This window comes from Bradyrhizobium septentrionale, assembly GCF_011516645.4.
In the GTDB taxonomy this organism is placed as follows: domain Bacteria; phylum Pseudomonadota; class Alphaproteobacteria; order Rhizobiales; family Xanthobacteraceae; genus Bradyrhizobium; species Bradyrhizobium septentrionale.
Window position 1 is genome coordinate 7749888 of the sequence record NZ_CP088285.1, and the last position, 17603, is coordinate 7767490.

General features: G+C 64.6%; 19 protein-coding genes and 1 pseudogene. 14 read left to right on the top strand and 6 right to left on the bottom strand.

What is annotated here, in order from left to right:
• Positions 1–159: 159 nt before the first annotated feature.
• Complete coding sequence (locus HAP48_RS38730; protein WP_166205117.1) at positions 160–1011, bottom strand: 3-hydroxybutyryl-CoA dehydrogenase; 852 nt, start codon at positions 1009–1011, stop codon at positions 160–162.
• 1294 nt (positions 1012–2305) lie between these two features.
• Between HAP48_RS38730 and HAP48_RS38735 the strand changes: the two genes are divergently transcribed.
• From HAP48_RS38735 to HAP48_RS38760, 6 genes are all read left to right on the top strand, one after another.
• A complete protein-coding gene (locus HAP48_RS38735; RefSeq protein WP_166205118.1) occupies positions 2306–2509 on the top strand; it encodes a hypothetical protein in 204 nt (67 codons plus the stop codon).
• 127 nt (positions 2510–2636) lie between these two features.
• The gene (locus tag HAP48_RS38740; protein WP_029082620.1) at positions 2637–2906 is read left to right on the top strand and encodes a hypothetical protein; all 270 of its coding nucleotides are present in this window, start codon (positions 2637–2639) and stop codon (positions 2904–2906) included.
• Between the two features lie 210 nt (positions 2907–3116).
• Complete coding sequence (locus HAP48_RS38745; RefSeq protein WP_166205119.1) at positions 3117–4406, top strand: hemolysin family protein; 1290 nt, start codon at positions 3117–3119, stop codon at positions 4404–4406.
• Positions 4407–4525: 119 nt separating this feature from the next.
• Positions 4526–5125, top strand: a complete 600-nt coding sequence (locus tag HAP48_RS38750; protein WP_166205120.1) for a formyltransferase family protein — start codon at positions 4526–4528, stop codon at positions 5123–5125.
• A 194-nt stretch (positions 5126–5319) separates the two neighbouring features.
• On the top strand, positions 5320–5679 hold the full coding sequence (locus HAP48_RS38755; protein ID WP_224496778.1) for a hypothetical protein: 360 nt from the start codon (positions 5320–5322) through the stop codon (positions 5677–5679).
• A 121-nt stretch (positions 5680–5800) separates the two neighbouring features.
• Complete coding sequence (locus HAP48_RS38760) at positions 5801–6178, top strand: hypothetical protein (protein WP_414645764.1); 378 nt, start codon at positions 5801–5803, stop codon at positions 6176–6178.
• A gap of 93 nt (positions 6179–6271) precedes the next feature.
• Here HAP48_RS38760 and HAP48_RS38765 read toward each other — a convergent pair whose 3' ends face one another.
• Entirely contained in the window at positions 6272–6670 is a 399-nt protein-coding gene (locus tag HAP48_RS38765) for a RidA family protein (RefSeq protein ID WP_166205122.1), read from the bottom strand.
• 141 nt (positions 6671–6811) lie between these two features.
• On the opposite strand from HAP48_RS38765, the pseudogene HAP48_RS38770 reads away from it, so the two are divergent.
• Positions 6812–7686 (top strand): annotated as a pseudogene (locus HAP48_RS38770) (DMT family transporter).
• A 73-nt stretch (positions 7687–7759) separates the two neighbouring features.
• On the opposite strand, the gene HAP48_RS38775 reads toward HAP48_RS38770, so the two are convergent.
• Entirely contained in the window at positions 7760–7999 is a 240-nt protein-coding gene (locus HAP48_RS38775) for a BrnA antitoxin family protein (protein ID WP_166205123.1), read from the bottom strand.
• 18 nt (positions 8000–8017) lie between these two features.
• Positions 8018–8992, bottom strand: a complete 975-nt coding sequence (gene cysK, locus HAP48_RS38780) for a cysteine synthase A (RefSeq protein WP_166205124.1) — start codon at positions 8990–8992, stop codon at positions 8018–8020.
• A gap of 227 nt (positions 8993–9219) precedes the next feature.
• Between cysK and HAP48_RS38785 the strand changes: the two genes are divergently transcribed.
• Positions 9220–9435: a hypothetical protein gene (locus tag HAP48_RS38785; protein WP_166205125.1), complete on the top strand. Its 216-nt coding sequence runs from the start codon at positions 9220–9222 to the stop codon at positions 9433–9435.
• Positions 9436–9444: 9 nt separating this feature from the next.
• Here the strand turns inward: HAP48_RS38785 and tgt are convergent, their stop codons facing one another.
• Positions 9445–10578, bottom strand: a complete 1134-nt coding sequence (gene tgt, locus HAP48_RS38790; protein WP_166205126.1) for a tRNA guanosine(34) transglycosylase Tgt — start codon at positions 10576–10578, stop codon at positions 9445–9447.
• Positions 10579–10834: 256 nt separating this feature from the next.
• On the opposite strand from tgt, the gene HAP48_RS38795 reads away from it, so the two are divergent.
• The 6 genes from HAP48_RS38795 to HAP48_RS38820 all read left to right on the top strand — a co-directional run bounded on the left by HAP48_RS38795 (position 10835) and on the right by HAP48_RS38820 (position 16161).
• Positions 10835–11965: a patatin-like phospholipase family protein gene (locus HAP48_RS38795; RefSeq protein ID WP_166205127.1), complete on the top strand. Its 1131-nt coding sequence runs from the start codon at positions 10835–10837 to the stop codon at positions 11963–11965.
• 95 nt (positions 11966–12060) lie between these two features.
• Complete coding sequence (locus HAP48_RS38800) at positions 12061–12834, top strand: TetR/AcrR family transcriptional regulator (protein WP_166205128.1); 774 nt, start codon at positions 12061–12063, stop codon at positions 12832–12834.
• Positions 12835–13137: 303 nt separating this feature from the next.
• A complete protein-coding gene (locus tag HAP48_RS38805) occupies positions 13138–13740 on the top strand; it encodes a PepSY domain-containing protein (RefSeq protein ID WP_224496780.1) in 603 nt (200 codons plus the stop codon).
• 327 nt (positions 13741–14067) lie between these two features.
• Positions 14068–15105, top strand: a complete 1038-nt coding sequence (locus HAP48_RS38810; RefSeq protein ID WP_166205130.1) for an aspartate-semialdehyde dehydrogenase — start codon at positions 14068–14070, stop codon at positions 15103–15105.
• A gap of 72 nt (positions 15106–15177) precedes the next feature.
• Positions 15178–15540: a tautomerase family protein gene (locus tag HAP48_RS38815; protein WP_224496781.1), complete on the top strand. Its 363-nt coding sequence runs from the start codon at positions 15178–15180 to the stop codon at positions 15538–15540.
• A gap of 174 nt (positions 15541–15714) precedes the next feature.
• Positions 15715–16161 (top strand): GNAT family N-acetyltransferase, encoded by a 447-nt coding sequence (locus HAP48_RS38820; protein WP_210292742.1) that lies wholly within the window; start codon positions 15715–15717, stop codon positions 16159–16161.
• Between the two features lie 72 nt (positions 16162–16233).
• Here HAP48_RS38820 and HAP48_RS38825 read toward each other — a convergent pair whose 3' ends face one another.
• Positions 16234–17586, bottom strand: coding sequence for a carbohydrate porin (locus HAP48_RS38825; RefSeq protein ID WP_166205132.1), 1353 nt, complete (start codon positions 17584–17586; stop codon positions 16234–16236).
• Positions 17587–17603: the final 17 nt, after the last annotated feature.

Below are 17603 nucleotides of genomic sequence, written 5' to 3' on the forward strand. Positions count from 1 at the left end.
CAGGACCGCACAAAAAACACGAGGCCCGGTGTGCCTAGGAGCCCGGGCCTCGTGTCTGATGTCCCCCGCCTCACGTGGCGGATCAGAGGTCTGCGTGTACGTCAGGTCACAGGCGCGATCCATCCCGGATGACTACGGTGTTCGTCACGTGGCGCGACCTTACTTGCTGTAGCTGTAGAACCCCTGCCCGGTCTTGCGGCCGAGATGGCCGGCATCGACCATCTCCTTCAGCAGCGGCGCCGGCCGGTATTTGGGGTCGTTGAAGCCGGTGTAGAACACCTCCATCACCGACAGCATGGTGTCGAGCCCGATCAGGTCGGCAAGCGCGAGCGGACCGATCGGATGGTTGCAGCCGAGCTTCATGCCGGCATCGATCTCCTCGGCGGTCGCAATGCCTTCCTGCAGCGCGAAGATCGCCTCGTTGATCATCGGGCACAGGATGCGGTTGACCGCAAAGCCCGGGCTGTTCTTCGCCGTGATCGCGACCTTGCCGACGCGCTTGGCGAAGGCTTCGGCCTTGGCGACGGTGTCGTCGGAGGTCTGCAAGCCGCGGATCAATTCGAGCAGCGCCATCACCGGGACCGGATTGAAGAAGTGCATCCCGATGAAGCGATCAGGACGATCGGTGGAGGCCGCCAGGCGGGTGATCGAGATCGACGAGGTGTTGGTCGCAACCAGCGTGCTCGGCTTCAGCCCGGCGCAGAGATCCTTCAGGATCTTGATCTTCAGCTCCTCGTTCTCGGTCGCGGCTTCGATCACGAGATCGCAGGCGGCAAGCTTCGACTTGTCGGTGGTCGCGTTGATGCGCCCGAGCGTCGCGTCGCGATCGGCGGCCGTCATCTTCTCCTTCGCGACCAGGCGATCGAGGCTGGTCCCGACCGTCTTCAGGCCGCGCTGCACCGCCGCGTCGGAGATATCCACCATGGTGACAGCAAGCCCCGCCGCCGCGCAGATCTGCGCGATGCCGTTGCCCATGGTTCCGGCGCCGATGATGCCAACCGTCTCGATCATTGTGTCAGTCCTTCCCGTCGCTTGCGCCGCCGCGCGGCTGCATCGTCAAAACGGCGGACCGAAAGTCCGCGGATGGCGCATGCATAGCAGTCCGGTCGAGCGGCCGATACAGGGGGTACCGGTATTCTGGTGATGACTATTCCGGGCGCGGCGGGACCGGTCGCCGTGGCGGGACGGCCGCGCGCGACGGCACCTCGGTCCGTGACGGCTCGGAGGCGCGCGACGGCTCGAATACGCGATTGAGTCGCACGATCCACCAGGCCACCCGCCCGTAGCTGCGGCGCAGCGCCGGTACGATACCCTCATCAATATCTTGCTGCCGATCCATGGTCGCTATCGCTAGCGTACATCCTTGAAGGAACGGTGTGATGAGATCACGCGCTGGGTGGCCCGCCGGTAGGGATTTGGCAACCATTCCGTCCCGATTCTCGGCAAAGGCCCCGTGGGCCGGATGCTACAAAACCCACAGCTGTGACGTTCAGCACCTTTCCACGCAGGGGTGTCGATTGCTAAATTGCCGCCATCGGACGTCTCGGAAACGCTGAGGGTACGGTGTTTCGATTATTTCGACGCTGGAAGACGAGCAAGCTGGCGTTGGCTTGCCCGAGCTGCAAGGAAATCGCGTCGCCTCAACTGTTCCGGCGCGGACGATATTTGCATGGCGACACGCCGCTTCGCTGCGAGCGCTGTGGCACGGTATCGCTGACGACGCTTTGGCGTTTCGAGGGCTTGGCTCATGGCCCCGCGGCTGCTGGCTGCGAGGGATCCAGACCCGCCTTCTCGCCGCAGCAGCGCGCGACCTGAGCCGGCGGACGCCGGTAGTCTCCCGGATTGCACATGGACGGGCTCGCGGCGCAGCATTGCCAAGTCGGCTGCGGCTCGCATTTTGTTGATCGAATTTTCGAGAGGACGCCGCGACTTACAGGAATTGGACGACGAGGGCTACGCCCATGCTTGCCGAGAAATTCATTCTGTTGCTCGAGACGTTGCTTAACGGCCAGACCCATTCCGACGGAAGCCCGCGTGTGGTGAGCACGTCGCCCCACATCCCGGTCAAGCTTCCGCGCGGAAGCCAAGGCAACGCTCCTCGCTAAGCCTGCTGGCGGCGGGTCAGGCCTTGTTGCGGTACGCGTGAGCAACGTTGCCGGCGGTTGACCGCAGCGATCCACGGAGCTCGTTGGCACGGTGGGCGCCGCGCCCGTGAACCAGCTCATAGTTGGCCGCCCGTGAACCAGCTCATAGTTGGCAAAGGCTGAGCCGCGCTACACCGCGTCGGCAACAACGCGGTGTCGCCATGCAGAGCAAGACCGATTTCGTGAGCATCGTTGTGGCGGTCTGCGTTGCTGCCTACGCAGCGATCATGCTTGCCTATCTTGCTCAATACGATCTCGGCCTCTCCACCGCGCAGACGCGTCATCTCTCGGTGCTGGCAGCGCTCGTCCTCGCGCTGCCGATCGTGGTGGATTTCCTGCGCGCAGGATCCGGCACCGCCAGCTGACGCGGATATCGGCACGCCTGCCCGTGCAGATCTCGCCGCCTCAAGCTCACCCGCGCAACATAGCGTTAGGTGAAACGGCGCGAATCAGCGTTACTTTGCAACTGATCACTTCGTGGGATTTGGCGGCATGACCCAGCCCGACGTCTTGGATCAGAAAATTCTTGATCAGAAGATTCTGGATCGGAATATTCGCGAGCTGCAGGAATGGCTGCGCAAGGCCTGGCAGCAGCTTGCGGACCCCTCGCTCACCGCCTTCTCCCGCCGCGAATTGCGCAACCAGATGAAGCAGTGCAGTGCCGATTTGCGCACGCAGCTGCAGGCTGCCGAACGAGCGCCGAGACAGCCTGCATCGCCTGCAAGAAAGTTCGCCAAACCGGAGCTGCGGATACTCGCGTAGAGATTGATGCCGTGATGCGGGCGTCCGCGAACCGCGCCTCCGATTGCCACAACAGCCCGCGCGCCAAAATGCCGCGATCTCCTGCTGCATGCGCGCCATTCGCACGCTTTGCTTGTGCAGGGACGCCCGACAGGGCACAGCAAAGCCGCGCCGGTATGCCTATATAGGGCGTCGTGCAGCGGCCGACGCCGCCCAAGCTCAGGGACTCCCGTGTTATATCTGGAACTTGCGATCGTGGCGGTCTTGATCGTCGTCAACGGTCTGTTGGCGATGTCAGAACTCGCCATCGTCTCCTCCCGCCCGGCGCGCCTCGCGGCGCTGGTCGAACGCGGCGTCAGCGGCTCGCGCCGTGCCCTTGCGCTCGCCTCCAATCCCGGAAAATTCCTCTCCACCGTGCAGATCGGCATCACGCTGATCGGCGTGCTGTCGGGCGCCTTCTCGGGCGCAACGCTCGGCCAGCGCCTCTCGCAATGGCTGTTCGAGCTCGGACTGCCGGCAAACGTCGCCGACGCCGCCGGTGTCGGCATCGTTGTCGGCGCGATCACCTATGCCTCGCTGATCATCGGCGAACTGGTGCCGAAACAGATCGCGCTGCGCGATCCGGAGTCGATCGCGGTCAAGGCTGCGCCGGCCATGACGGTGATGGCAAAACTGTCGCTGCCGGTGGTGTGGTTGCTCGACCGCTCCGGCAAGGCGTTGCTCTGGCTGCTCGGCCATCGCGAGGATGCGCAGGACCGCGTCAGCGAGGACGAGATCAAGACGCTGGTGGTGGAAGCCGAGAACGCCGGCGTGCTGGAGCCCGGCGAAAAGGAGATGATCGCCGGCGTGATGCGGCTCGGCGATCTTCCGGTCGGCGCCGTGATGACGCCGCGCCACGAAGTCAGCCTGATCGACCTCGCCGCTCCCGCGCCCGAGATCCTCGCAACGCTGCAGAAGAGCAGCCACTCGCGCTGCGTGGTGTTCGACGGCAACCGCGATCATGCGCTCGGCATCGTGCAGGCCAAGGACGTGCTCGACGTCTACCTCGCCGGCCAGACGCCCGACATCCGCGCGCTGACGCGCGATGCGCCGATCATCCCGGAAACGGTGGACGCCCGCGACGTGGTCGCGATCCTGCGCGACTCCGCGGTGCATATCGGCCTCGTGCATGACGAATACGGCACCTTCCAGGGCGTCGTCACCAGCGCCGATATCCTCGAGGCCATCGTCGGCGCCTTCCACACCGAGGAAGGTCCGGCCGAGCCCGCTTATGTCAGGCGCGACGACGGCTCCTATCTGATCTCGGGCTGGATGCCCGCGCTCGAATTCAGCGAACTGCTCGGCATCGCGCTGCCCTCTCCGCGCCCCTACCAGACCGCGGCCGGCTTCCTGCTGCATGAATTCGGCGCGATCCCCGATGTCGGCGCCAAAACCACGGCGCAGGGCTGGGAATTCGAGATCGTCGACCTCGACGGCCGGCGCATCGACAAGGTTCTGGTGAGCAAGCAGCCGGCGGCCTGAGATTGCCACCCGGCCGGCTTGTTGATAACGGGCAGGACAGCAAAACAGGCCGCCGCGGTGTGCTATCGGCATAGCGGCGGCCCGAATAGACCCAGAATAACCCCCACGGAATTCATCCCATGCGCATTACCCTTGTCGGTTCCCGCCATTTCGGCGTGACGACCCTGAACATGCTGCGCGAGCATCACGTCACGCTCGTCAGGGTGGTCGTCCATGACGGCGAGGACCGGCTGGCGGCAGCGGCCCGGGCAACCGGCATCGAGGTCGTCGTTCAGGCCGACCCCAAGCTGGTGACGGCCGCCGAGATCGCCCCGGGCACCGACCTGATCGTGACCGCCCACAGTCACGCCCGCGTCAGCAAGGAGGCGCTTGCCGTGGCCAAGCTTGGCGGTGTCGGGTACCACCCATCGCTGCTGCCCCGCCACCGCGGCATCGCGGCGGTGGAGTGGACCATCAAGGAAGGCGATCCGATCGCCGGCGGCAGCATCTATCACCTCGCCGACCGGATGGACGCGGGCGCAATCGCGGCCCAGGACTGGGTGTTCGTCAAAAAAGGCGAGACCGCCCGCGAGCTTTGGGAGCGCGCGCTGGCGCCGCTCGGCCTGCGTCTGCTCGCCGAGGTCATCGACTACGGCAAGGTCAACGGTTCGCTGCCGGCCAAGCCGCAGGATGAGCAGTTTGCGACCAAGGCGCCAAACCTGAGCGGTACCAAGCACTAAGGCGAAATAAGGTACTGAAATACCTCATTTCGCGAGTCGCGGAGGCAAATTTCTCGTTCCTGATCCGGAACCAGATTCACCATGATGTGTTTGAGTTCACAGGAACATTCTGGGGCTCCCGCGACGCAGCAAATTTTGAACACATTGTGACAGGATAAGCCGCGTCATCACACGAAATTACAGGGATTTGATTCATGCGTTCGATCCGCATTCGCGACCTGATTTTGGTCACTTCGGTCGCTTCGGCTGCTGCCCTCACCGCTGCTCCAGTGTCCGCGCAGCAGCCCTATGACGGCCTCTGGAACGTCACCGTCGTGACCAAGACCGGTAGCTGCGAGCCGTCGTCCCGTTCGACGGTGAATGTCGTCGAGGGAAAGATCTCGGCGCAGGGTGCGGCGATCTCCGGCACCGTGGGCAGCGGGGGACTTGTGCGAGTCTCGATCAATGGTGCATATGCGAACGGTCAACTCAGTGGCAACTCCGGATCGGGGAAGTGGAATGGGGCATCAGCTGGCGTACCGTGCAGCGGCCGATGGGAAGCGTCCCGTCAGTAAGATCACCCGCGTATCAAGGTTCTTCGCCATCGCGCGGCGGCCAGCATTTGCAGCCGCCGCGTTTTTCGTGACCGCATTGGCCAGCACCGCAGGCCATGCCCAGTCCAGCCCGTTCGCCGGGATGGCGGGCACCTGGTCGGGCGGCGGCTCGGTCACGCTGGACGACGGCTCCAGCGAGCGGATTCGCTGCCGCGCGACCTACCGTGTCGGCGGCCCGAACATGACCATGAGCCTGACCTGCGCCAGCGACGCCTACAAGTTCAACCTGGCGGCCGACGTGCAGGCTGAAGGCAGCGCCGTCAGGGGGTCGTGGAGCGAGACCAGCCGCAATGTCAGCGGCGACCTGCGAGGTCGCGGCGGTGGCGGCAACTTCCAGGTCGTTGCCAGCGCTCCCGGCTTCAACGCCGACATCTCGATGCGCACCTCCGGCAACAAGCAGTCCGTTACCATCCGGGCCGACAGCCAGTTCCGCGGCGCCAACATCACGCTGTCGAAGTAATCGATCGCTCCGCCGACGAGAAAAGCCCTCGGGTCATCCCCGAGGGCTTTTTGCTGGCTGTGCAACAATGACGTCGCACGCATCTCGGCGTTGCTAGGCGGCCGGCACGAACGCCGTGACCTCGATCTCGACCTTGGCGCGCTGATCGACCAGCCCGTCGATATAGAGCAGCGTGGAGGGCGGGAAATTGCGCCCGAGCGTTTCCTTCCACGCCGCGCCGATGCCGGCGCCCGCAGCCTCATATTCGCTGCGGCTGGTCAGGTACCAGGTCAGGCGGACGATGTGCTCGGGACCGGCGCCGGCTTCGCTCAACAGCTTGACGATGCGCTTCAGCGCCGTGCCGACCTGGGCTGCCATGTCGGAAACGTAGTCGCCCTTTTCGTCGCCGCCGGTCTGCCCCGCCAGCACGATCCATTTGCCCGGAGCGTCGAACGCGACACCGTGCGAGAAGCCGCGGGGTTTCGACCATTCGGCCGGTTGCAAGACACGCATGAGCAGATCCTCCTGATGTGATTATTCCCGACCTGCTTAGCAGAGATCACATGGTCGACGCATCACCACGCCGGCAGAATTGCACGTTGCAAATTCGTATCGGCTCGTCGATACCGGGTACCCCTCACCTCGTTTCCCGTCATGGATCGCACGCCTTCAAAAACCCGCGCAGCGCTGTGGATGTCTGGCTGGCTCGCGCTGATGCTGATCGTGGCGGTGGCCGGCCGCGAGGCGACGCGCGAGGTCAACGTGTTCCAGCTGATGGCGGTTCGCGGCGTGCTCGGCTTCGTGATGCTCTATCCGCTGATCGCCATGAACGGCGGGTTCGCGATCGTGAAGACGGCACGCGTGCACGTCCACATCGCGCGCAACCTGGTTCATTTCTGCGCGCAACTCGGTTGGTTCTATGCGCTGACATTGATCCCGATCGGCCAGGTGGTCGCGATCGAGTTCACGATGCCGATCTGGACCGCGATCCTCGCGGCGAGCTTTCTCGGCGAACGGATGACATCCTGGAAGATCGTCGCGATCGTGCTTGGCCTGGTCGGCGTGTTCGTCATCGTGCGACCGGCAACCGGCGCGATCAATCCCGGCCAGCTGATCGCGCTCGCCGCGGCCGTCGGCTTCGGGGTCTCGGTCGCGGTGGTCAAGTCGCTGATCGGACCGAACAGACGCTGACGATCCTGTTCTGGATGCTGGTGGTGCAATCGCTCGCGAGCATCGGGCCCGCGCTCTATGTCTGGATCTGGCCGCCGCTCTCGACCTGGGGCTGGCTCGCGGCGATCGCGTTCTGCGGCACGTTCTCGCATTACTGCATGGCGCGCGCCCTGCTCCACGCTGACGCAACCGTGGTGATCCCGATGGATTTCATCCGCGTGCCGCTGACGGCGATCCTCGGCTGGCTGATCTACGCCGAGCAGCTCGATGCCTACACGGTGCTCGGCGCAGCCATGATCCTGGCCGGCAACCTCCTGAACCTGAAGCCGGGCGCAGCGCCGCTGGCGCGCGCAAGGTGACGCTCGCGTCTAGCCTCGCAAGCAGCCGCATAACAACAAGCCCGGGGATCATCCCGGGCTTGCTTCGGAGGCGCTACTTCCCGGCGGCCTTGCGCAGCGCCGCGTTGATGCGCTCCTGCCAGCCGGGGCCGCCCTCCTGGAAATATTGCAGCACGTCCTGATCGATCCGCAGCGTGACCTGCTCGCGGACGCCGGGGACGGCGACGGTCTTTGGCACCGCGTCCGCGACCTTGGTGGTGGCGCGCTTGAACGCCGCCTCGGCCTCGCTGCGGGCATCGTTCAGGGTTCGCGGTCGCCTTGGCTGATCGGCCATATCCTGGATTCCTGTCTCTTAAATTCCTTCAAACAACGCCGTCGAGAGATAGCGCTCCGAGAATGACGGCACAATCGCCAGGATGGTCTTGCCCGCAGCCTCCGGCCGCTTGCCGATCTGCAAGGCGGCCGCGATCGCGGCCCCCGAGGAAATGCCGCCGGGGATTCCTTCGTTGCGCGCCAGCGCGCGCGAGGTCTCGATCGCGGTCGCGCTGTTGATCTTGACTATCTCGTCGATCACCGAGCGATCGAGGATGTCAGGGATGAAGCCCGCGCCGATGCCCTGGATCTTGTGCGGCGTGTGCTGACCGCCCGACAGCACCGGGCTCTCTTCCGGCTCCACCGCGACGATCCGCAAGGACGGCTTGCGCGGCTTCAGCACCTGCCCGACCCCGGTGATGGTGCCGCCGGTGCCGACGCCGGCGACGAAATAGTCGATGTCGCCGCCGGTATCATTCCAGATCTCCTCGGCGGTGGTGCGGCGATGGATTTCGGGATTGGCGAGGTTCTTGAACTGTTGCGGCATCACAGCGTTGGGCGTCGTGCGCACCAGTTCTTCCGCGGCCGCGATCGAGCCCTTCATGCCCTGCGCGGCCGGCGTGAGCACGATCTCGGCACCAAGGAAGGCCAGCATCCGCCGCCGCTCGATCGACATCGATTCCGGCATTACGAGCTTCAGCCGATAGCCGCGCGACGCGGCGACATAGGCGAGCGCAATGCCGGTATTGCCCGAGGTCGGCTCGATCAGCACGGTGTCGGCGTTGATGATGCCTGCCTTCTCCATCGCCACGATCATCGCCGCGCCGATGCGGTCCTTCACGCTGGCCGCAGGATTGAAATATTCCAGCTTGGCGAGGATCGTCGCGTTGACGCCACCCGCCTGCGGCAATCTGCGCAGGCGCACGGTCGGGGTCGAGCCGATCGCATCGACGATGGAGTCGAAGACGCGGCCGCGTCCGGGTTGCACTGCACTCGTTGTCGACGGCGCGTCCATCAGGCGGCTCCTGTTGCGGGATATGCTGGGAATATGCGGTCTTCTCTCATTAGAAGCAGCGCATCATGACGCGCAAGTGAGAAACCGCCGAGGCACAAATTCGTTGCATCGCAAAAATGAGAACCTGCGCAAATAACGTAAAACCTACGCATTTGTGTTGCGACAAGTTCAAACAAGTGCGTCTATATACTTTCGTCAGGTGCAGCTCCGAACGCAAAGGAGGTCACATGCCAGCTCTCGCTGAAGTTCTGTCGACCGCAGCGTCCAGACCCGATCCGCGCGGCAGCGATTTGCCGACCTGTCCGGTGTGTGCGGACTCCATGATCGCGGCAGAAGCGTCCGCGTACCTCCAAGACAATTTGATCAGCTATCTCTGGACCTGCGACACGTGCGGTTACGGGTTCGTCACCAAGCACTCGGTCAAACCTATCGTGTGCAACTGATCACACAGCTCACCTCGGAGCGATGTCCCCGCGCGCCCAACCGGCGCGCGTTTTCGTTCTGAACGCCTCGAACGTGCCGTTTTCGACCGCGTCACGGATGCCCTGCATCAGCTCCTGGTAATAGGCGACGTTGATTTCGGACAGCAGCATTGCCCCAAGCGTTTCGCCCGCACGCACCAGATGGTGCAGATAGGCGCGCGAAGTGCTGCGTGCCGCCGGCCACGGGCTCTCTTCATCGAGCGGGCGCGGATCGTCGACGTGCCGGGCGTTGCGCAAGTTGATCTGACCGAAGCGGGTGAACGCCATGCCGTGGCGTCCGTTCCGTGTCGGCATCACACAGTCGAACATGTCGACGCCGCGCGCCACCGCCTCGAGAATGTCCTCCGGCGTGCCGACGCCCATCAGATAACGCGGCCGATCGGCCGGCAGCGCCGGCGCGGTCTCCTCGATCATCGACAACATCACCGCCTGCGGCTCGCCGACCGCCAGCCCGCCGATCGCATAGCCGTGAAAGCCGATATCGGTGAGCCCGCGCGCGCTGGCGTGCCTGAGATCAGGGACATCGCCGCCCTGCACGATGCCGAACAGCATGTAGCCGTCCGGCGCCGCCTCGAACGCGCGCTTGGAGCGCTCGGCCCAGCGCAGCGACAGCTGCATCGCGCGCTCGATGTCGGCGCGCTCGGCGGGCAGCCGCACGCATTCGTCCATCTGCATCGCGATATCGGAGCCGAGCAGAAGCTGCACCTCGATCGAGCGCTCCGGCGACAGCTCGACCTTGGCGCCGTCGATATGCGAGCGGAAGGTCACGGCCTTTTCGGTCACCTTGCGCAGCTCCGAGAGCGACATCACCTGGAAGCCGCCGGAATCCGTCAGCATCGGACCGCCCCAGCCGGTGAAGCGCTGCAGGCCGCCAAGCCCGGCGATCCGCTCGGCGCCCGGCCGCAACATCAGATGATAGGTGTTGCCGAGCACGATGTCGGCGCCGGCATCGCGCACCTCGCGCCAATGCATGCCCTTCATCGCGCCGGCCGTGCCGACCGGCATGAACGCCGGCGTCCGCACCGGGCCATGCGGCGTGGTCAGGCGCCCGGTGCGGGCAGCGCCGTCGGTTGCCAGGAGCTCGAACTGATTGGGAAGATTCATGCGGCTGCTTATTGCGTGTCACTGACGCCCGATCAACCCGTCGATGACGGCTCTCGCGCGACTTCGTGAACGCGAGCGGCCGGACGGAAGCTTGCTCTCGACCGGCCATCTCGTTAAACAAAACGAAACAGTGTCGTTTTATGACGACAATAAGGCAAACCGACATTCCCGCCGCGACCCCGATCCGCGCGAAACGTGACTGGCAGCAATGTTCTCACCCCCAAGCGCCCGGCCTGGCGGCACCGGCTACCGGCTCATGGTTTTCCGCAGGGTCCGGCAAATCGCCCTGCTGTGCGGCCTCGCCTTCGCGCTGGCGGCCTGCAGCTCGCTGCCGCGGACGCCCTACACGGCGGCCGACGCCGTCAATTCGCGGGTGCTCGATCTCGACGGGCTGCGCCGTTACGCCGACGAGCCGGCGTCCAAATTCCGGCTCGACAAGAGCGACGTCGCCCCGATCAAGACCTATCTCGCCCTCTCCGGCGGCGGTGCCGACGGCGCCTACGGCGTGGGTGTCCTCAACGGCTGGACCGCTTCCGGCAATCGCCCGGCCTTCTCGGTCGTCTCCGGCGTCAGCACCGGCGGGCTGATTGCGCCCTTTGCGTTCCTTGGCCCGCGCTACGATGACACGCTGAAGGAGGTCTACACCTCAGGCATCGCGGAGAGCCTGCTGCAGGACCCGAGCCTGATGCGGGTGCTGTTCGGCTCCGGCCTGTTCGGCAACAAGCGGCTGCGCGAACTGGTGGCGCGTTATGTCGGCCAGGACATCCTGAGCGAGGTGGCGCGCGAAAACGCGAAGGGCCGAAAGCTCCTGATCGTCACCACCGATCTCGACACCCAGCGCACGGTGATCTGGGACATGGGGCGGATCGCCGCCGTCGGAACGCCCGAGGCGCTGCAGCTGTTTCGTGACGTGATGGCCGCCTCCGCCAGCATCCCGCTGGTGTTTCCGCCGATCATGATCGATGCCGAGGGCCAGGGAAAACGCTTCCAGGAGATGCACGTCGATGGCGGCGTGACCGCACCGGTGCTGACGCTGCCGGACGCACTGCTGTTCCGGGAGCGCAGCTGGCCGGCCAACGGCCGGATGAACATCTACATCCTCGTCAACAAGAAGCTTGAGGGCAACTTCGAGCTGGTGTCGAACTCGACGATCGACGTCGCCTCCCGCAGCATTTCGGCGATCACGCAGGCGCAAACCCGCTCCGTGATCCTCTCGACCTATGATTTCGCCCGGCGCAACCGCCTCGGCTTCCATTTGTCCTATATCGAGCGCGATTATCCGGCGCCGGAGACGGAAGGGTTCGATACGGCCTATATGCGCGCGCTCTATCAGTACGGATACGAGAAGGCCGCCGCAGGGCAGGCCTGGACCGCGACGCCGCCGTGAGCGGGCCGCCCCCGGTACCACCGAATGGACGAATCCGTACCGCGCGGGTTATAGACCGGACAGACCCGTCCGACGCACAACGAGATGAATGGGCAATGGGATTGACCGCAACCAAGGCCAAGGGCGCCAAACAGCCTGCCAAACGCGGCGTGATCAAGTCACGCGGCGGCCGGCCGACCCGGGATGCCGCGATCGAGCGCGACCAGCGGCTGATCGAGGTCGCCACCCGCCTGTTCCTCGAGCGTGGCTTCGATGCGACGTCGATCGATGCGGTGGCCGAGGCCGCCCGCGTCAGCAAGCCCACCGTCTATGGACAGTATGGCGACAAGCGCGGCCTTTTCGCCGCGGTGCTCCGGCGCGAAATTGCCCGCTGGCTTGCCCCGCTCGCCGCCGCGGCAGCCGAAGCGCAGGGCGACGGCAATTGCGAGGGTTTGGTCGAGGAGCGGCTGACCGAGCTCGGGCGCCAGTTATTGGTGCTGAATTGCAGCGCGGACTCCATCGCCTTCAGCCGGATCCTGACCGCGCAGGCGATCAACTTCCCCGAGGTCGCCAAGCTTGCCGTCGACGAAGGCTGGTCGAAAGCCGTGTCCACGACGGCGGATTTCTTCGACCACCTGGTCGACAAGGGCGCCCTCGACCTCGAGGACACCACGATCGCGGCCGAGACCTTCCTCAACATGGTGGTCGGCCACACCCATCGGATGGCAACCTTCGGGATCCCGATCGACATGAAGACCGCCGAGACGCGGATGGAGGTCTCGATCCGGCTGTTCCTTGCCGGCGCCGTCGGGCCGCAGGATCGGCTGCGCGAGGCCGCCAGGGAGGCGGCCAAAGAGGTAGCAAAGGCGCGCCGCCGGCCGGCCCGCTGACAGTTTTTCCAGGATCGTTTCAGCGCCACGCACGTTGTCGTGATGAGCCTTGAACGAAACAGAACGAAACCGTATTGTTTAGTTGCAATGAGGCGCAGAATCCGGATCAGCCCCCCAAGGGTTTTGGCGCCGACTTGTAACTTCGACCGTCACGACGGGGCTGCCGCCATCGCTCTGTCTGAACGTTCGGCGGCCGACCTCTGACTAACCGGGGTCGGCCGCACCTTTCCCGGCCCGCGCGGCCGCTGCAAGCGCGGGCAACGCGCACAGTTCGATACAGGTTCGACGATGAGGACAGGACGATTGCGCGCACTGAGGTATTTGGCATTGGGAACGCGGCTGCTTGCAACCGCGGTGCTGGCCCTGCCCTTCGCGGCGCCGGCCCATGCGATCACGAGTTCGGCTGCCGCAGCCCTCACCCCGCGTGACAATGACAACGCGCTCGACGTGCATGCGGTTCGCCGCGAGCTCGACAGCTTCCAGGCCGCCCAGATCTCGCTGCGCAAGGCGATGGCAATTGCGGAAGCGCTGCACTCCGGTGCGATCACCGCCGACATCAGCTTTGACGGCGCATCGCTTCCCGCGGTCTACCGCGTCAAGACCATGCAGCAGGACCGCATCTGGCACCACGCCATCGACGCTGCGACCGGTGAAGTGGTGGGTGGCGAGGCCGCCTCGCCGCTGACGTCGCTGGGCGCCGAGGACCGCGGCAACCTCGTCGTGCTCAGGGCGCTCCGGCACCGCCTGTCGGATGCGGTACGCGTCGCCGAACGCTCGACCTCGGGAAAGGCGATCAGCGGCGGCCTGATGCGCGAGCGCGGCAAGCTGAATTTCGTGATCGTGGTGCTCGCCGGCAGCGATCTGAAAGAGGTGATCCTCGAACCGCCCGGCGCACGCAGGCGGTGAGGCAGAGCGTTTTCGAGCGAAGCGGACACCGGTTCGCGTGAAGAAAACGCGTCAAAACAAGAAGCTGGAGCTTCGGTCCTGGTTCAATCAGAACCGAAGCTCTACGCGGGCCTTGCCAGATTTTCGCCCAAAAGTCGTTGACGGACGCCGATCTCTGCCGCATAAGTCCGAACCATGATCACCGCGACCAAACGCACCACCAAAACCACCAAGCCCTCCGGGGCCTCGGGAGGCGTGCGCGCGTAGTCGGTCGAACCGCATCATCTCTACCCGAAGCCCCGCCTGATGAAGGTCCGGGGCTTTTTTGTTGTCTGCAGCACATCTCAAATGGAGGACAAAGTGAGTAACGATCCCGTCGTCGCGATTGTCGGCGTCACCGGCGCAGTCGGCGCCGAATTCATTTCCACCATGGACAAGCGCGGCTTCCGCGTCGGCAAGCTGAAGGCGCTGGCGAGCGCCCGCTCGGCCGGCAGGACCGTCGCCTTCCGTGGCAAGCCGGTCGTGATCGAGGAGCTGACCGAGCGCGCCTTCGAGGGTGTCGACATCGCGCTGTTCTCGGCCGGCAGCGGCATCTCGAAGAAGTTCGCGCCGCTGGCAGTGAAGTCCGGTGCGGTCGTGGTCGACAATTCCTCGGCGTTCCGGATGGATCCGAACGTGCCGCTGGTGATCCCCGAGATCAACGCCAACCGCATCCGCGACCACAAGGGCATCATCGCCAACCCGAATTGTGCCGCCATCACCGCGCTGGTGCCGCTATGGCCGATCCACCAGAAGAACCGCATCAAGCGCGTGATCATTTCGACCTATCAGGCCGCGAGCGGCGCCGGTGCCGCCGCGATGGAGGAGCTCGTCGAATCGACCCGCGCCAGTCTCAACGGACAGGTCTACACGCCGAAGGTGATGCCGCACCCCTACGCCTTCAACCTGTTCAACCACAACACGGCCGTTGACCCCGAGACCGGCTACAACGGCGAAGAGACCAAGGTCATCAAGGAGACCCGCAAGATCTTCGAGGACGACAAGATCGCGATCGGCGTGACCTGCGTGCGGGTGCCGGTGCTGCGCGCGCATTGCGAGGCGATCACCTTCGAATGCGAGAAGCCGATCACCGAGGACCAGGTCCGCGCAATCATGGCGCAGGCGCCGGGCGTCAAGATCGTCGACGATCGCACCAAGAACTACTTCCCGATGCCGATCGACGCGTCCGGCCAGGACGACGTGCTGGTCGGCCGCATCCGAAAGGATCTAAGCGATCCTTCTGGCCATTCGATCTCGATGTTCGTCGCGGCCGATCAGTTGCTCAAGGGCGCCGCGCTGAACGCGGTGCAGATCGCCGAGCTCTTGCCCGAACGCGCGATGGCGTGAGCGACAATGGAGGGTGGGCAAGGCGCCAGCGCTGCGCCCACCTCAACCCGAAAAGCAAGAGCAGGACGTATCATGCCAAGCACTCGGATCACGACCGGCATTTGGGCCCGCGGCATCGAGGCCCAGGTGATCGGAGCCGTCCAGGACGCTCTGCTCGCGGCGCTGAAAATCCCTGACTACGACCGCGATGTCGTGCTCGACCTCTATGATGACGCCGCCCGGATCGTTCCAACGGGCCGATCGGAGCGCTACACACGCATCGAGATTTTCCTGTTTTCCGGACGATCGCTGGAGGCGAAGAAAGCTCTGTACGGCGCCGTAGTGGCGAACCTCTCCGCCCTCGGCGTGCCCGCGAATGAGATCAAGACCGTTCTGATCGAGGTTCCACCCGACAATTGGGGGCTTGCGCGGAGGTTTGCCTGCGTCCGAAATTGACCTCGGGTTCAAGGTTGACGTCTGACAGCCATGCTCCAGTTGCATCGCAGGGCGGGTCGAGCGAAGCCGTAACCCGCTCCGACGCCTTGCCGACGGAATCCTTCCGACATGCATTCCTCATCAGAACAGTTCGAGATCAGAGACCTGCACGCTCATTCCGGGCGCGAGGAGTTGTTGCGACTGAACAACGCCAGCGCCAGTGAAACGTCCCTGCTCACGGCCGCGAGGTTCGAACAATTGATCGATACCGCAACGATCGCGTTGTTCGTCCCATCGGCCGCCGCGATGCTGTTGGCGTTTGAGCACGGCGACAACTACGACGGCGCTCACTTTGGCTGGTTCCGCGGCCGGATGGAGCAATTCCTCTACGTCGATCGAATCGTCGTTGGGGCGGCGTGGCGGCGGCACGGACTGGCGCGCAAGCTCTACCGCGAGGTCTTCCGGCAGGCCGCACGTCGCGGTCATCGCCGTGTCGTGTGCGAGGTCAACGTCCAGCCGCCGAATCCGATATCGGACGCGTTCCATCATTCGCTTGGCTTCGAGGAAGTCGGCCGGGCCACCATCGACGGGGGCGCAAAGACGGTCCGCTATCTCTGTGCGAGGCTTGAGCCTCGCACGTAAGCTTCAATCGCGCGCACGAAGGCGCTCTGCATCGCTGGCCTCGCTCAGGCATGCCGGCGGACCGCCACCGGATCAGAAGTGGACCAGGGTGCGCAGACCGAGAACCCAGGCATTGTCGGTCTTCACGCCGGCGACGTTATATCCGCGCCCGCCAGGATGGATCACGTACTGGGCGTCGAATTTGAGGTTCATCCAGCCGGTCGCCTGCCAGCCGTACCAGGCTTCGATCGGCACTTCGTTGCCGCCAGCATTCGGGGTGAGCGCCGCCGAGTTGACATGGGTCGTGCCCACCGCGAAGCCGACTTCGTCCTCGGGACGCGAGGCGAACGTTCCGGTGTGCCTGAAGCCCCAGGCGATCTGGTAGTCCTGATACGACGTCCGGTGATCGGCGACGGTCGTATTGAGGAACGTGTACCAGCCCTGCGCCTTCGGACCCTCAACGGTCAGCCGCTGCAGGATCGATTCATAGACGCCGTACCGGCCACGCTGATCGCCGAGATTCTGGTCCGGGACACCGCCGGTGCCCGGGACGATCGCGATGATGCCCGGGAGGCCGCCATCGATCGTCGATGCGCTGTCATACCAGCCGCCGAACCGCCAGGTCCCGTTCAACGGACCGCTCGGCGCCCAGACCAGCTCGACCGGCACCAGCACGCCGGAGGCCGGGCTCGAGCCGGGGACGCCGGGCAGGAAGTAGGTCGCGGAGTCCGACGTCGTCAGATAGTTCGGGTTGGCGTCGTAAACGCCGACCGAGAGCTGGAATTCCTTGGCGAAGTTGTAGTGGACCACGCCGGCCCATTGGCTCACCGGCCAGTTATAGATGTAGCCGCCCAGGATGTTGCCGGGCTGGCCGCCGCAGAAGGTCAGGTTGATGAACTCGCACAGGCCGAAGAAGAAATCGGAGCCGACCGGAAGACGGCCGCCCTTGAGCTCGAGGCGATCATCGAAGAGTTTCTGCGAGTAGTAAAGTTCGGTCAGGCGCAGGATGTTGCCGCGGCCAAACACTTCGTTGGTCAGCTGCAATGCCGGAATGCCGGCCTCGTCATTCAGATTGCGGCCGAAGCGGTCGACCAGCGTGAGGCCGACCAGGCCGCCCTGGATGCCGGCAAGCTTCGCCATGTCGAACTTGGCCTGAAAGAACAGCTGTCCGGCGTTGGCCCCGGTGTTCTTGTTGCCGCCCGATATGTTGGTCACGGCTTCGTCGCCGAACGTCAGGGCCAGCGAGATGCCCTGCTCCTTCAGCTTCGTCCTGCCGAGATCGCCGAACAGATACGGCCTGGTCCAGAAGTCATCGGCGGGATCAACGTAAGGCAGCGGCGGAGCCTTGGTCAGGAGATAGGCCGCGTGTGCGCCGCCACTCAACAGCGATGACAAAGCGATCCCGACGCCGCACGCGCGTGCGACGCTCACAACCCGATGCAACATTTTTTATCCTCCCACCG